Raw genomic sequence first — 15,211 nt, 5'->3', positions numbered from 1 at the left:
GGGCTAACGGTTCCGATCAGTAGGAGATGTAGACGTCTTCGAGCACCATCTCGGGCGTCGGCACGGGAGCGGCGCGCGCCTCGTCGACCGCCTCGTCGATCAAGCGGAGCACCTCCGCGTCGACGGCATCGAGATCGCCATGGTCGAGCAGGCTCGCCTCGGTCACGCGCTGGCGGAAGGCTTGCAGGCAATCCCGCTCGGCGCGGATGCGGTCGACCTCGCCGGGGCCGCGATAGCGCTGCGGATCGCCCTCGAAATGGCCGAAGAAGCGCTCGGTATCCAGCTCCACCGCAGCCGGGCCGTTGCCGGCGCGCACGTAATCGAGCACCTCGCGCATCGTCTCGAACGTGTCGAAGTAATCGCAGCCGTTCGCGCGCCACGCCTTGATCCCGAACGCCTCGGCGCGGCCGGCGATGTCGGTCACCGTGGCGGTGGCATAGGCGGGGCCGGTATGCTCGGAATAATGATTGTTCTCGAAGACGAAGATGACGGGTGCCTTGGTCACCACCGCCATGTTCATCGCTTCGAACGTCGTGCCCTGGTTGCACGCGCCGTCGCCGGAGAAGGACAGGCCGACCTGGCCGCGGCCGTTCGCCTTGGCCGCCAGTGCCGCACCCAGCGCCTGCGGCGCGCCCGCGCCGACGATACCGTTCGCGCCGAGCATGCCCTTGTGCACGTCGGCGATGTGCATCGATCCGCCCTTGCCCTTGCAGGTGCCGGTCGCGCGGCCGTAGATCTCCGCCATCATCCCCTTCACGTCGACGCCCTTGGCGAGACAATGGCCATGGCCACGATGGGTGGAGACGATGAAGTCATCGTCGGACAGATGGTCGCACACGCCCACCGCCGCGGCCTCCTGTCCGGCATAGAGGTGGGTGAAGCCGGCAATCTCGCCCTTGGCGATCTCGTCGTGCAGGCGCTCCTCGAAAGCGCGGATCGTCGCCATGCGGCGATAGGCGCCCAGCAATTCGTCTCGGCTCAACTGCATGGTCGATCCTCAGCGTGACAGGATGGTGACGGCGGAGATGCCCGGCGCGCCGTAGACATGGGTGTAGCCGACCTTGGGATCGCCCGGCACCTGGCGGGCCCCGCCCGCCCCGCGGAGCTGCACCACATTCTCATAGACCTGGCGCAGGCCCGACGCGCCGATCGGCTCGCCGCAGGCGATGCAGCCGCCATCCGTGTTGACCGGCAGCGCGCCGTTCAGCTCCGTGCGGCCTTCGGCCAGCCACTGCTCCTGCTCGCCGTCCGCGCAGAAGCCGTTCTCGGCCATGTGCATGATCTCGGCACCGGCTTCGGTATCCTGCAGTTGCGCGACATCGACGTCGCCGGGGTCGATCCCCGCCGCCTCGAACGCCGCCGCGCTGGCCAGCCGCGTCGCCGTCGCCGTGCCGCCGCCGATATCGACCGAAGGCGCGAACACCTCGAACGAAGCCGGTGGGCGCGTGCGCATCGCCGCCGCCTCCAGCCGGATGATCGGCCCGCCCATCGCCGTCGCCCGCTTCTCGGATGCGAGGACGAGCGCCACCGCTCCCTCAGCGGGCGAGCAGAACATGTATTTGGTCAGGGGATCGCTCACCATCTGCGAATGCATGATGGTCTCGAGGTCGACCGGCGTGCGCCGCCAGGCATGGTCCGCGCGCGCGCCGTTGCGGAAGCTCTTCTCCGCCACGCGCCCGAGCGTTTCGGGCGAGATGCCGAACTGGCGCATATAGCGCTGGATCTTCATCGCGAAGAATTGCGTCGTCAGCATCAGCCCGGTTTCGCCATACCAGTCGGGCAGGCCCCACTCGGCCGGCTTTGGATCGAAGGCGCCGCGCGGATGCTTGTCGAAGCCGACCGCGATGCCGAGGTCATATTCACCAGCACCGATCATGCTCGCCGCGCCGAACAGCGCGGAGCCGCCGGTGGCGCAGCCGTTTTTGACGTTGATGAACTGCACGCCGGTCAGGCCGAGGCGCGACACCATCGTGTCGGCATTGCCGGCGGAATCCGATCCGCCATAGGCGAACTGCACGTCGCCCCAGCGGACGCCCGCATCGGCCAGCGCCGAGCGGACGGCCGCCGCGCCCATGTCGAGCCCGGTCATGCCGTCAGTGCGGCCGAACGGGTGGATGCCGATGCCGACGATGCAGGCCTTGCTCATGCCGCGGGTCCGAAAGCGTAGGTGTGGAGTGCGGCCCCATCGGCCGCGGTGCCGAACGGCACGGTGGTGAGCTGCACGGGCAGGCCGCAATCCAGCTGATCGAAGGTGAAGCCGGTCAGCCGGCTCTCGACGATCACCTCGCCGGGAAGCTCGACATAGCCGACGGCATAGGGCTCGAACGGCTCGGGCCCGGCATAAGGCGGTGATTTCGGCGGAAAGCGCTGCACCGTCCAGGACCAGATCGTCCCGCTCCGCGCCAGGGGCACCGGCTCGAACGCTTCGCCCTCCGTGCCGACGGGCATCGGAAAGACGATCCGTCCCGTCTCGCGGTCGCGACCGCCGATCAGGTGCGGCGGCTGTTCGTCGGTCAGGATGCCAGCGGCAATCGGCCGTGTGTTCACGTGGCGCTCCCTCCCTCTTGTTGAGCCTACCTAAGCCGCAAATCGCGGACCGGCGTGACTCTACAATTGGCTAGGAGCGCCGCGTCGGCAGCTCAGCTGTTCAGGCCGATATAGCCCAGCTGGGCTGCCTTGAAGACGGTCTGGCTGCGGTTCACCGCGTCCAGCTTGATCGAGGCATTGTGGATGTGGAAGCGCACCGTCGCGCGGCTGCGCTCGATGATGGTGCTGATCTCGTGATCGGTCTTGCCGATCGCCGCCCACCGCAGACACTCCACTTCCCGCTTGGACAGGCGCGATCCGGCGGGCAGCCGCTCCGCCTTGCACATCACCGGCACGTAGGTGGACACGAAGGTCCGCGCGTACACGCCGAGTTCGTCGCCCAGCGCCGCGAACTCCGCCGACAGATCGTCACGGCTGCGATCGCGCGAGGTGAAGCTGACCGCGCCGACCTGACCGAAGGGCAGGTGCACGGGCACCACGATTGCCGCCCGCGCCAGCGCGCGCGCCTCGAAATTGGTCAGGTCTATCTTGTGCAGGAAGGCGTTCGTCTGCTTCGAAAAGACGCCCGTCGCGTTCGCCCAGAATGGCTCGCTGGTATAGCGGCAGGCGCCCGTCAGCGGCGAATCGAGCGCGAGGCGGGCCGTGTGCCACCAGCGATCATTCTCGTCGTCGGTCCAGCCGAACACGTCGCAGGCAAGGATAGCGCCGGACGCATCGACCATCGGCTCCTTGACCGCGATGTTCCGGGACGCGGCGATCCTGAAATCGCCAAGTTGTTCAACGATTTCGCGAAAAGCTTCCGCCGCGCGTCGCACGCTGGCTGCATCGGTGATGCGCACGCGATCGATATTCTCTACTGTCAGCACCCGCCCCGTCCTCTTCTGGATCAGCTGTCGAGCTTCCTCTCGGACGGAAAACCTATCCTTTTGTTTGGAAATGGCAAGTGCGATCGGCGGTGGGGCGTGTCAGGGTTTCGCCCAGTCCAGTCCGCGGCGAAGCAGCGTGTAGAAGACGGGCAGATCCCAGGCGCAGCGATCGACCGAGGGCCACCAGTCCATCAAGGGCTGGAGATCGTAATGGCCGCGACAATGGCCGAGCGTCAGGTATAGCACCGCGCCGTCGCCATGACGCTTGACGTAGAGCACAGGGTGGACGCCCGGCGCGTCCGCCGCCTCCGCAAAGCCGGTGCCCGGCCCGGTGCACTCCGCGTCGAGCAGGACGTGCAGGTCGCCATGCGTCTCGAGATGGTAGAGCTCGTCCGTCGTGTCGAAGGTCTCGATCCCTTCGACCAGCGGGTGCGACGGATTGGCGATCCGCACGCGGTAGGGCTCGATCGGCGGATGGCTGACGAACTGGTTGCCGAGCAGGTCCATGAACAAGGGCGCCCAGCGCGGCGTATCCCATACGCCGCTGTCGAGCAGGCGCAGGATCGAGCTGGTGCCGTGCAGCGCATACCAGCGCCCGCCGCGGCGCAGCCAGTGACGCAGCGCTTCCTGCGCGGGCAGGGAGGGCACGACATCGCACGTATAGCTGACGATCATGTCCGCCGCAGCGATGGCCGCGATATTCTCATAATCCTCGAACACGCGCACGCGCACGCGCTGATCCTCCGCCAGCAGCTTCAGGAGCTCCAGCCGGGCGAAGTCGATGTCGTGATATTTGCCGCCGGCGATCAGGACGCAATCGATCCGGTCGCCGCCCGGGCGTGCCTCGCCCTCAGCCACGCGGCACGCCCAGCGCGTCGTTCAGCAGCTCGTGGAACCGCTGGATGCGCTTCTCCTGGTTGGTCAGCAGCCCGCCTGCATAACCGCGCGAGTGAAGCCCCTGCTGCTGCCCGACCGCGATCGACATGTCCTGATCGGCGACATAGCCGAGCGTCTTGGTGCCATAGACCACGACTTCCTTCTCGGCATGGTCGTAGGGCACGGTGCCGACCGGCGTCACCACCTCGGTGCGGCCCGGCACCTCCGGCATGATGTACCAATGGTCGAAGATGCACTTTTCCGGATCGGTCGGATGCGGCTCGGAGCGGAGGATCTGGAAGCCGTCGGGGCTCATCGTGACGGTCAGGTTCGGCCACAGCGTGTAGTGGTAGTAATCGGTCAGCTGGCTGTCCGTCATCGTATCGTGATGCTTGTAGCCGCGGACCTTGCCCAGCTCCCGCTTGGCCTGCTGGAGCGCCTTGCGTGCCTCGCGCGCGCGGCCGGCAAACTGCTCGGCATCCAGCTCCCACGCGGCCAGCACCTCGGCCAGCGCCGGCTCAACCGCATCGGGCAAATCGAGCCGGCCTGACGGCTGGCAGCCCTTCTGCACCATGCGGTTATGCCCGCTCGGATACATTTCGAAACTGGTGTCGAGATGGTCGTCGTCGATGATGTCCGCCAGTTCCGGGTGGAGCGTCGGCAGGTGATAGCTCTCGTTGAAATTGTCGCGGATGATCTTCCAGTTGCACGGCACCTCGCAGCTGACGTGCAGCACGCGGCGCATCGACTCCATCTGGTATCCGGCAAGCTGCTCGGGCAGCGGCGCCAGCCATTCGGCCAGCGGCTTGGCGTCGCGGTCCATGTTGTACCAGACGAAGCCGCCCCACGTGTCGCAGGCGATCTCGACCAGCCTGGCCTTGCCGCACGGATTGCCGCCCGGAAAGTCGTCCGCATCCTGCGCGTGGACCAGCACGCCGTCCTTGCCCCACTTCCAGCCATGGTAGGAGCAGGTGATGAGGTCCGCGCCGCCGATCTCGGACCAGACGAGGCGGTTGCCGCGGTGCAGGCAGGAGTTGAAGAAGGCCCGGATGCTGCCATCGTCCTGCCGGATCATGACGACGGATTCGCGCATGAAGTTGTGGACGACATAGTCGCCCGGCTCGAGCAGGTCGTTCAGCATGCCGCCGACGTGCCACACCTTCTGCCACAGGTGATCCCACTCGGCCTTCATCCATTCGCGCGAATAATAGCGCTCGCCCGTGATGCGGTCGCCCCGCACCGGGGGATCATATTCGTCGCGCTTGCGACCCATGAACGTTTCAATCGACATGCGCCTGGCCATCCCGTCCCAGCTTTTCTCGGCACAATGCCGTGGCGGGCGAGGGGTGGCACCTTACCGAAAGCATAGGTTTACACTGCCGGGCAGGGCGGCGACGGTTTGATCGTCGAGGGAGGATGGAAGCGGAATGCGCAGGCTGGAAGGCAAGGTGGCGCTCGTCACCGGAGGGACGGGCGGGATCGGTGCCGCGACGGTGGCCAGGCTCGCGTCGGAGGGCGCGCGCGTCGTCTTCACCGGCTCCAACGCCGATGCCGCCGCCCGCGTCTGCGCCGACACGGGCGCCGAGTTCGAGCGCGCCAGGGTCGAGGATGCGGCGGGCTGGCCTGCCCTGATGGAGCGCATCCTTGCCCGCCATGGCCGGCTGGACATCGCCTTCGCCAACGCCGGCGTCGAGGCGGGTGACGGCAGCGTGGAATCGATCTCGATCGAAGGGTGGGAGCAGATCGTGGCGGTGAACCTCACCGGCGTGATGCTCACCTGCAAGGCGGCGGTCACCGCGATGCGCGCCAATCCGGGCGGGCCGGGCGGCTCGATCATCGTCAACTCGTCCATGTCGGCCTACAAGCCGATGGGCAATTTCATCGCCTACTCGACCACTAAGGGCGCGCTGATCGCGCTCACCAAGTCGGTCGCGATCCACTGCGCCAACCAGGGCACGCCCATCCGCGCCAATTCGATCCACCCCGGTGTCGTGGAGACGGACATGATCAAGAACATCATCGCCAAGCAGGAGGATCCCGCCGCCGCGCGTGCCGCCTATAACGGCATGGCGCCGCTCGGCCGCATGGCGCAGGTGGAGGAGGTGGCCGCACTGGTCGCCTTCCTGGCGTCCGATGAGGCCGCGTTCATCTCCGGCTCCGAATATGCCATCGACGGTGCCTCGACCGCCGGGATGATGGGCGTATGAGCCGGCTGGACGGGCGCGTCGCGCTGGTCACCGGCGGGCTGAAGGGCATCGGCCGTGCGGTGGTGGAACGGCTGCTGGCTGACGGCGCAGCGGTGATGATCGCCGATCTGCCCGATACCGCAAACGAGGACCTCGCGATCCTGGGCGACAAGGCAGGCTATGTCCGCCTCGACGTCGGGGACGAGGCGGGGTGGATCGCCGCGGTCGCCGCCATTGAGGCGCGCTTCGGGCGGCTGGACATCCTCGTCGCCAATGCCGGCATCGGCGGCACGGGCGGCGTGCGCGACATGGCGCTGGCCGAATGGCACCGCACGCTGCGCGTCAACCTGGACGGCGTGTTCCTCGCCACCAAGCATTGCTGCGATCTGCTGGCCAAAAGCGGGGCGGACTGGAAGGGCGGCGCCTCGATCGTCAACATCTCGTCGATCATGGGGCTGGTCGGCCTAGCGCAGGTGGGCGCCTACAATGCCAGCAAGGGCGGCGTGCGGCTGTTCACCAAATCCACCGCGCTCGAGTTCGCGGCGGCCAAGCTGCCGATCCGGGTAAACTCGGTCCATCCCGGCTTCGTCGAGACGCCGCTGCTGATCGAGACGTCGACCAAGGAGGCGACCGACTTCTACATCGCCTCCACCCCCGTCGGCCGCCTCGCCAAGCCGGACGAGATCGCCTCGGTGGTCGCGTTCCTCGCGTCGGACGATGCGAGTTACATGACCGGCTCGGAACTGGTCGTTGATGGTGGCTATACCGCACAGTGAGGATCTGATCATGGGCATGTTCGACGGCGCCGTGGCGCTGGTGACGGGCGCGGGCGGCGGCATCGGCTCTGCTACCGTGGAGGCGCTGCTGGCACAGGGCGCCGAAGTGGTCGCGACCGATCTGCGGGAGCCTTCGGCCGGGACGCTCCGCCTCGCGCACGACGTGTCGAGCGAGGCGGACTGGGCGCGCATCGCAGCCGAGATTCAGGAGCGCTGGGGCAAGCTCGACTGCCTCGTCAACAATGCCGGCATCGCCACGATCAGCGCCATCGAGGAGAACAGCCTGGACGACTGGCGCCGGCAGATGAGCGTCAACGTCGATTCCATGCTGCTCAGCCTAAAGGCGACGCTGCCGCTCCTGAAGGAAGCGGGCAAGACGCGTGAGGGTGGCGCCTCCGTCGTCAACCTGTCCTCCACCGGCGGGCTGACGGGGGCGGCGTTCATGTCCGCTTACTGCACCAGCAAGGGCGCGGTGACGCTGTTCAGCAAGTGCGCGGCGATCGAGTTCGGCGTGCTCGGCTACAATATCCGCGTCAATTCCATGCATCCCGGCGGCATCGGCACGGGCATGCTGGACGAGATCTTCGACGCTTATGTGCGTCTCGGCGTCGTCACCGACAAGGATGAGGCCGGCAAGGGCGTCGTCCGCGATCATCCGATCGGCCGGCTCGGCCGCCCGGAGGAGATTGCCGCCGGCATCGTCCACCTCTGCTCGCCCGCATCCAGCTTCATGACCGGATCGGCGATGGTGGTGGATGGCGGCTTCACCGCGCATTGAGGCGGGTGCCGTGAAGGGGATCGAGGGCAAGGTCGCGATCGTCACCGGCGCGGCCTCCGGGCTTGGGCTGGCGATCGCCGCGCGGCTGGATGCGGCGGGCGCCACCGTGGTCTCGACCGACATCGACGAAGCGGGCGGGATCGTCGCGGCCGGCCGGCTCGCGCGCGGTGCGTTCATGCGCCACGACGTGGCCAGCGAGGACGACTGGAGCCGCGTGGTGGCGGAAACGAAGGCGCGCTTCGGCCCGCTCGGCATCCTCGTCAACAATGCCGGCATCACCACCGTCGGCTCGATCGAAGACGTAAGCTACGCCGCCTTCCGTCACGAGCTCGACATCGATCTGTGCGGCACCTTTCTCGGCTGTCAGGCGGCGGTGCGCGCCATGCGGGAGGATGGCGGCGCGATTGTCAACATCTCCTCCGCCTCGGGCCTGAAGGCGAGCAGCTGGCTCGTCGCCTACAATGCCGCCAAGGCGGGCGTCACGCTGATGACCAAGTCGATCGCGCTCCACTGCGGCGAGAAGGGCTATGCCATCCGCTGCAACGCGGTGCACCCCGGCGTGATCGAGGGGCCGATGATCGAGAAGGCGGGCGCGCAGACGGGCGACGTCGCCGCCTTCCGCGCGGGCCTCGTCAAGACGCACCCGATCGGTCATCTCGGCGAGCCGGCGGACATTGCCGCGATGGTCGCCTTCCTCGTTTCCGACGAGGCGGCGTTCGCCACGGGCGCGTCGTTCGTCGTCGACGGCGGGCTCACCTTGTGAGCGACCCGCTCGCGCACTTTCCGGTGCGGCAGATCGCCTACTTCACCAATGACGTGCGTGCCGCCGCCGCGCGGCATGCGGCGCTCTACGGCTCTGGCCCCTTCTTCGTCAGCGAGCATATCCCGCTCAGGCGCGCGGATTACCGCGGTCGCCCCGGCACGCTCGACCATAGCTCGGCTTATGGCCAGTGGGGCGCGCTGATGGTCGAGTTCGTCCAGCAGAACGATGCCGGTGCGTCCGTCTTCCGCGATCTCTATCCGTCGGGCGGCGAAGGGCTGCACCACATCGCGCTGATCGTCGACGATCTCGCCGCTGCCGCCGCCCGCTTCGAGGCGGCGGGGATGCCCTGCGCGCTGCACGCCGAGATGATGGACGGCTTCCCTTTCTTGATGATGGATGGCGTGGCGCGCTACGGCCACTTCGTCGAACTCTACGAGGGCACGGCCACGCTGACAGGCTTCTACGATTTCGTCGCACGCGCAGCCGAAGACTATGACGGCCGCGAGCCGGTGCGCGACCTTGCCGCCTGACCGGCGCTGCACATGACAGGAGCCAGACCGTGACGACCGCCCCATCGCCCAACCCTGCCGCCACGGGCCGCGGCGCCGAAATCGCCGCGCGGGTCGAGCGCTTCGTCCGCGACGTGGTGATTCCGTATGAGCGTGATCCCCGCCGCGACGCACATGGCCCGCTCGAGGATCTCGTCGTCGAGTTGAAGGAGCGGGCGCGCGAGGCGGGCGTGCTGTCACCGCACATCCTGCCGGATGGCGACCATCTGACGCAGCGTGAAACGGCGATGGTGCTGCGCAAGACGGGCCTGTCGTTGCTCGGCCCGCTCGCCTGCAACACCGCCGCGCCGGACGAGGGCAACATGTACCTGCTCGGCAAGGTTGGCAGCGCGGAGATCAAGGAGCGCTTCCTGAAGCCCTTGGTCGAAGGACGCGGCCGCTCCGCCTTCTTCATGACCGAGCCGGCCGCAGAAGGCGGCGCCGGGTCCGATCCGTCGATGATGCAGACGACGTGCCGGCGCGATGGCAATCACTGGGTGATCGACGGGCGCAAGGCGTTCATCACCGGCGCGCAGGGCGCCAAGGTCGGCATCGTCATGGCGAAATCGGCCGAGGCGGACGGGGCAGGGGCGTGCATGTTCCTCGTCGACCTGCCCGATCCCGCAATCCGCATCGAACGCGTGCTGGATACGATCGACGGCTCGATGCCGGGCGGCCACTCGGTCATCTCGATCGAAGGGTTGCGCGTGCCTGCCGACCAGATGCTGGGCGAGCCGGGAGAGGGCTTCCGCTATGCGCAGGTCCGCCTGTCGCCCGCGCGGCTGTCCCACTGCATGCGCTGGACGGGCGCGTGCATCCGCGCGAACGAGATTGCGGTCGATTATGCCAATCGCCGCCACGCCTTCGGCAAGCCGCTGATCGACCATGAGGGCGTCGGCTACATGCTCGCCGACAATCTGATCGACCTGAAGCAGGCCGAGCTGATCACCGACTGGTGCGCCGATGTGCTCGATACGGGCGCGCTCGGCACGGTCGAAAGCTCGATGGCCAAGGTCGCGGTGTCGGAGGCGCTGATGCGCGTCGCCGATCGCTGCGTGCAGGTGATGGGCGGCACCGGCGTCAGCGGCGACACGATGGTGGAGGCGGTGTTCCGCGAGATCCGCGCCTTCCGCATCTATGACGGCCCGACCGAGGTGCATCGCTGGAGCCTTGCCAAGAAGATCAAGCGCGACTGGCGGGACAAGGCATGAGCACCGCCGCCGAGGAGAATAGCGGCGTCGCCCCCGTCCGCGAGGGCCTGCGCTTCGATGAGGCGGCGCTCGATCGCTGGATGCGCTCGAACGTCGTCGGCTATGCTGGTCCGCTCGCGGTCAACCAGTTCAAGGGTGGGCAATCCAATCCGACCTACCTGCTGACCACGCCCAAGCGGCGCTATGTGCTCCGCCGCAAGCCTCCCGGCCAGCTGCTGAAGGGTGCGCACGCCGTCGAACGCGAGGCGCGCGTGCTGACGGCGCTCGCCGGCGCGGGGTTTCCGGTGCCGCAGGTCCACGGCCTCTGCACCGACGAGACGGTGATCGGCACGTGGTTCTACGTCATGGACATGGTCGATGGGCGCATCTTCTGGGATGCGACCTTCCCCGACGTTTCCACGGCCGAGCGGCCGGCCTATTTCGACGCGATGAACGCCACGATCGCGCAGCTTCACTCGATAGATCCCGCCACGGCGGGGCTAGCCGATTACGGCCGCACGGAGGGCTATCTGCAGCGGCAGATCGCCCGCTGGTCGCGCCAGTATCGCGAGGACACCGAAGCGGGCTGCGACCCCTATATGGATCGTCTCGTCGAATGGCTGCCCGCCCATGTGCCCGTGGGGGATGATCCGGCGATCGTGCATGGCGATTTCCGCTGCGACAACATGATCTTTCACCCAACCGAGCCGCGCGTGCTAGCGGTGCTCGATTGGGAATTGTCGACGCTCGGCCATGCCGGGCTCGATTTCGGCTATCACGCGATGATGTACCGCATGCCGCCGCACATCGCGGCCGGGCTGCGCGGCGCGGATCTCGCCGCGCTCAACATCCCAAGCGAGGCCGAATATCGCGCGACCTATTGTGCGCGCCGCGGCATCGCCGACCTGCCCGGCTACGACTATCACGTCGCGTTCAACTTCTTCCGCTTCGCCGCCATCATCCACGGCATCAAGGGCCGCGTAATCCGCGGCACTGCCGCCTCGGCCCAGGCCAAGGCACGCGCGGATACGCTGCCGGAACTGGCAAGGCTGGCCTGGGAGCAGGCGGAGCGAGCAGGAGCAGCCTGACGCTACTGCGATTGCTTCTACGGCGTCGGAGTCGCGCCACGCGTCCGAAGTGCCAGCATCGCGGTGCCCGCGCATGCAACCGCGATTGCGAAAGCCATGAAGCCCATGTCATAGCGGCCATGCCGGTCGAAGACATGGCCGATCAAGCGCAGGCAGGCGAGCGCGATCGGCATCTGCATCGGAATCAGCAGGCCCATGACGGTGCCATATGCAGGCACGCCGAAGCGGTCGACAATCAAGGCCCCCCACAACGGGGTTGTGCCTCCGATTGCCGCCCCGACTACACAGCAGGCGGCACTCAGTACCGGAAAGGACGGGCCGCTCAGGAGCAGGGCCAGGAACGATGCAGTCAGCAACGTGACGCCAAGGAAGAGCCGCCGCCGATCGACGATGTCGGCAAGCCAGCCGATTAGCAGCTTGCCGCCGATCGCCGAGCCGGAGATGATCGACACCAGCAGGCTGGCCGATAGCGGATCGAAGCCGCGATCGAGGCCGTAAGGAATCAGGCTGGCGAGCAGCGCCTGATCGACGCCCAGCACCACGCCCAGCGTGACCACCAGCAGCCAGAAGTCCCGCGTCCGCAACAGGGCGGCGACAGCCGGGCGGTCGGCCTGGCGTTCGGGAGTGAAGAGATTATGCTCGAGGCGCGGCGGTGGATCGCGCACGATCAGGAGCGCGAGGATCGTAATCACGGTCCCGATGGTCACGCCAAGTGCCAGCACCAGTCCGCGCCATCCCGCTCCCTCCAGCAACAGCGCCATCATCGGCAGCATCACCAGCCCGCCAGCCGACGAGGACACCGCGACGATGCCGAGCGCACGGCCAGGGGACGCCGGGAACCAGCGTACCGCCAGCGTCGATGCGGTCAGCGGCCCCAATGCCGCAGCCCCTGCCGCAACCACCAGCGCCGCCGCGGCAACCTGCCACAGCAGCGACAGCAGGGCGACGCCACTGCAACCCAGCAGGAAAAGCAGCGCGCCCCCCATCATCACGCGACGCGCCGGCACCCGATCGAGCAGCCGCCCGATCAGCGGCGAGGCGAGCCCCATGCCGACCAGCAACAGCATCAACCCGCCATTGGCGTCCGCGCGCGACATGCCGAACTCACGCGTCAGCGGCGCGACCAGCAGGCCATAGCCGTAGGAGACGCTGCCGATCGTGCTCATCTGCGCGAGAAAGGCGACGGCAAGCACCGCCCAGCCCCGGTGGGGCCGCACGCTGCGGAGGGCGATCAACGGCTGGTCATCGCGCGCCGAACCTGACGCGCGCCGACACACCGTACATGCGCGGCTCGCCATAAAAGGCGGTCTCGTACCCGAGCGCGCTGGCCAGCGGAAAGCCGCCCAGAATGTAGGTCTTGTTGGTCAGGTTGGTCGCGAACAGCGCCAGATCCACGCTGCTGCCGCCAATCTCGTTCAGCTCGACCCGCGCGTTGAGCAGGCCATAGCCGGGATAGCTGCCGATGAGCGCGGGATTGGTCTCGTTGGTGGTCGCCTTGCCCTGGTAGGCGAAGTCGGCCGCGAGCGCGACCTGGCCCAGTTGCTCGGCCACCGGCACCGCCAGCCGTCCGCTCACGCCCCATTTCCAGCGCGGCTGGAACGCGGTCTGCCGGCCCTTGATCGCGGCGGTGCCGGGCACCGTCACGTCGCTATGCGCGTCGAGATAGGAGAGATAGCCGCTGATCGACAGGGGCCTGACCGGCACGATCGTGCCTTCGAATTCGAAGCCCTTGTTGGTCGCCTTGCCGACATTCTGGACAAGTGATGTCAGCCCGACGCCCGGAACGGTGATGGGCTGCGAGATCTGGATGTCCTTATATTTGTCGATGAACGCGGCCAGGTTGGTGCGGAGCGGCACGCCGATGTCCCAATCCGCCTTCAGCCCGATCTCGAAATCGTCGACCTTCTCCGGATCGTATGCGGTGAATTGCTGGACGGGCGAGGGCAGGTTGAACCCCCCGCTCTTGTAGCCGCGCCGATAGCTGACATAGGCAAGGATCTCGGCGCCGAGCTTGTATTGCAGCGTGGCGTCGTAGGTCGGTGACTTGAACTTGCCCGTTGCGGTGAAGGGGCAGACGAGAGGCCCGGTGCCTGCGGGCACGCGCTGGGTGCAGGCGCCCGCGGTGTTGAACACGCTCAGGCCCGCATCGCGCTTGTCCCACGTATAGCGGAAGCCGCCGCTCAGTTGCAGCGCCTGCGTCAGGTCGATCTCGGCATGGGCGAACAGCGCGTCGCTCACGTCGCGATTGCTGTTGCGGCGCAGCGCCAGCGTGCCGAACGACAGCTGCGGCACCTCCTGCTCGAAGCCGGGCTTTGACAGTTCGTGATAATAGCCGAGTATGTAGTTGAGCGAGGCGGCGGAAACCTGTCCCTGGATCTGGAACTCCTCGGTGAACTGGTTCTGGCCCGTCTGCCATTTGCGGCCGCCCTGCGCGTTCAGCTGCGAAATCGTGACGAAGGGCGTGCCATCATAATCATTGCCGACGTTCGCCCTGTATCGGCGATAGGCGACGATGTTCTTGAGCGTCAGCATGTCGCTGAGTTCCCATGTGGTCTTGTTGGTCACGCCCCACGAGACCTGCTCGTCATAGAGCGGGGTGGCGATCTGGGTGCGGCGGGGGCCCAGCGCCTGCTGGGTGGCGAAGAAGGTGCGCAGCGCAGCCGATGTCGCCACTGCAGGATTGAGCTGGCGCAGCACGGCGGAGGTGCCGCTCTGGTCCTTGTCGCGCCGGTCGTAGATGGTGAGGCTGCGCAGCCCGTCGGTGGGCGTCAGCAGCAGGGAGGCGCGATAGCCCTGGTAATCGCGTCCGTCGAGCTTCTGGCCGCTGAGGACGCTGCGGGTAAAGCCGTCGCGCTTCGCCGCGGTGGCGGCGAGGCGGAGCGCCACCTTGCCGTCGATCACCGGCACGTTGAGCACGGCTTCGACCTCGCGATAGTCGTAATTGCCGGCGCGGGCGGTGACATAGCCCTCGAAGCTGTCGACCGGCGCCACCGGCTCGAACAGGACGGCGCCACCTGTCGTGTTGCGGCCGAACAGCGTGCCCTGCGGGCCTTTCAGCACCTGCACGCTGGCAAGATCGAAGAAGATGCCGGGCCCGCCGATGGTGGTCGGCACTTCAGCGAAATAGGTGGCGACGCTGGTGAAATTGCGCTGGCCGCTGTTGATCACGCCCGGGCCCTGCCCACGAATGTAGAAGTTCGCCTCATCCCGGCGCTGTCCGGTCACGTTGAGGCCGGGAACGGCCCGTTGCAGATCGTCGACCGAGCGGACGCCGCGCGTCTCCAGATCCTGTCCGGACACGGCGGTGATCGCCACGGGCACGCTCTGCAGCGATTCTTCACGCCGCCGGGCGGTGACGACGATGTCGCCGACGCCGTCCGTGGTTGGTGCGGGCTCTGCTTCGCTGGTAGGCGCGGGCGGCGTGCCCGGGATGGTTCCGCTGGCCCCGGCATTGTCGGGTGCGCTGCTCTGCGCGAGGACGGGTGCGGCGCACAGCAAAGCCGGCATCGCCGCGGACGCGGCGAAGATCCTGTTCCTCATTCTCTCCCCTCTCTTGCTCTTTATCGTTGTGCAGCGCCGCTCCGGCGCGATCG

General features: G+C 67.3%; 15 protein-coding genes. 7 read left to right on the top strand and 8 right to left on the bottom strand.

Features of this window, described 5'->3' with window-relative positions:
- Positions 1-16 precede the first annotated feature (16 nt).
- The 6 genes from BM360_RS16150 to BM360_RS16125 form a co-directional block, all read right to left on the bottom strand.
- Positions 17-988 (bottom strand): thiamine pyrophosphate-dependent dehydrogenase E1 component subunit alpha, encoded by a 972-nt coding sequence (locus BM360_RS16150; RefSeq protein ID WP_093316164.1) that lies wholly within the window; start codon positions 986-988, stop codon positions 17-19.
- Between the two features lie 9 nt (positions 989-997).
- Entirely contained in the window at positions 998-2,146 is a 1,149-nt protein-coding gene (locus tag BM360_RS16145; RefSeq protein ID WP_093316163.1) for a thiolase family protein, read from the bottom strand.
- The gene (locus tag BM360_RS16140) at positions 2,143-2,547 is read right to left on the bottom strand and encodes a Zn-ribbon domain-containing OB-fold protein (RefSeq protein WP_242653537.1); all 405 of its coding nucleotides are present in this window, start codon (positions 2,545-2,547) and stop codon (positions 2,143-2,145) included. Before BM360_RS16140 ends, BM360_RS16145 begins: the two co-directional genes overlap by 4 nt.
- Before the next feature lie 92 nt (positions 2,548-2,639).
- On the bottom strand, positions 2,640-3,413 hold the full coding sequence (locus BM360_RS16135) for a helix-turn-helix transcriptional regulator (RefSeq protein WP_242653536.1): 774 nt from the start codon (positions 3,411-3,413) through the stop codon (positions 2,640-2,642).
- 99 nt (positions 3,414-3,512) lie between these two features.
- Positions 3,513-4,271, bottom strand: a complete 759-nt coding sequence (locus tag BM360_RS16130) for a ThuA domain-containing protein (RefSeq protein ID WP_093316161.1) — start codon at positions 4,269-4,271, stop codon at positions 3,513-3,515.
- Positions 4,264-5,580 (bottom strand): aromatic ring-hydroxylating oxygenase subunit alpha, encoded by a 1,317-nt coding sequence (locus tag BM360_RS16125; RefSeq protein ID WP_093316160.1) that lies wholly within the window; start codon positions 5,578-5,580, stop codon positions 4,264-4,266. Before BM360_RS16125 ends, BM360_RS16130 begins: the two co-directional genes overlap by 8 nt.
- A 136-nt stretch (positions 5,581-5,716) precedes the next feature.
- Here BM360_RS16125 and BM360_RS16120 point away from each other — a divergent pair, with 136 nt between their 5' ends.
- Genes BM360_RS16120 through BM360_RS16090 form a run of 7 tightly spaced genes read left to right on the top strand, consistent with a single transcriptional unit; the run spans position 5,717 to position 11,618 of the window.
- Complete coding sequence (locus tag BM360_RS16120) at positions 5,717-6,496, top strand: SDR family NAD(P)-dependent oxidoreductase (RefSeq protein ID WP_093316159.1); 780 nt, start codon at positions 5,717-5,719, stop codon at positions 6,494-6,496.
- Positions 6,493-7,251, top strand: a complete 759-nt coding sequence (locus tag BM360_RS16115; RefSeq protein WP_093316158.1) for an SDR family NAD(P)-dependent oxidoreductase — start codon at positions 6,493-6,495, stop codon at positions 7,249-7,251. The genes BM360_RS16120 and BM360_RS16115 overlap by 4 nt, the downstream gene beginning before the upstream one ends.
- A 10-nt stretch (positions 7,252-7,261) precedes the next feature.
- Complete coding sequence (locus tag BM360_RS16110) at positions 7,262-8,029, top strand: SDR family NAD(P)-dependent oxidoreductase (RefSeq protein WP_093316157.1); 768 nt, start codon at positions 7,262-7,264, stop codon at positions 8,027-8,029.
- A gap of 10 nt (positions 8,030-8,039) precedes the next feature.
- Positions 8,040-8,792, top strand: coding sequence for an SDR family oxidoreductase (locus BM360_RS16105; RefSeq protein WP_242653535.1), 753 nt, complete (start codon positions 8,040-8,042; stop codon positions 8,790-8,792).
- Positions 8,789-9,322 carry a VOC family protein gene (locus BM360_RS16100; protein WP_093316155.1) on the top strand — a complete coding sequence of 178 codons (534 nt, stop codon included), beginning with the start codon at positions 8,789-8,791 and terminating at the stop codon, positions 9,320-9,322. The genes BM360_RS16105 and BM360_RS16100 overlap by 4 nt, the downstream gene beginning before the upstream one ends.
- A 29-nt stretch (positions 9,323-9,351) precedes the next feature.
- On the top strand, positions 9,352-10,551 hold the full coding sequence (locus BM360_RS16095; protein WP_242653534.1) for an acyl-CoA dehydrogenase family protein: 1,200 nt from the start codon (positions 9,352-9,354) through the stop codon (positions 10,549-10,551).
- Positions 10,548-11,618, top strand: a complete 1,071-nt coding sequence (locus tag BM360_RS16090) for a phosphotransferase family protein (protein ID WP_093316154.1) — start codon at positions 10,548-10,550, stop codon at positions 11,616-11,618. Before BM360_RS16095 ends, BM360_RS16090 begins: the two co-directional genes overlap by 4 nt.
- 17 nt (positions 11,619-11,635) lie before the next feature.
- Here BM360_RS16090 and BM360_RS16085 read toward each other — a convergent pair whose 3' ends face one another.
- Positions 11,636-12,853, bottom strand: a complete 1,218-nt coding sequence (locus tag BM360_RS16085; RefSeq protein ID WP_207544630.1) for an MFS transporter — start codon at positions 12,851-12,853, stop codon at positions 11,636-11,638.
- A gap of 7 nt (positions 12,854-12,860) precedes the next feature.
- Positions 12,861-15,158, bottom strand: coding sequence for a TonB-dependent receptor (locus tag BM360_RS16080; protein WP_242653533.1), 2,298 nt, complete (start codon positions 15,156-15,158; stop codon positions 12,861-12,863).
- Positions 15,159-15,211 lie beyond the last annotated feature (53 nt).

The organism is Sphingomonas jatrophae (genome assembly GCF_900113315.1).
Classification (GTDB): domain Bacteria; phylum Pseudomonadota; class Alphaproteobacteria; order Sphingomonadales; family Sphingomonadaceae; genus Sphingomonas_P; species Sphingomonas_P jatrophae.
Note: the sequence above shows the minus strand (reverse complement) of the source record. Positions and strands in the feature narration are given on the sequence as shown.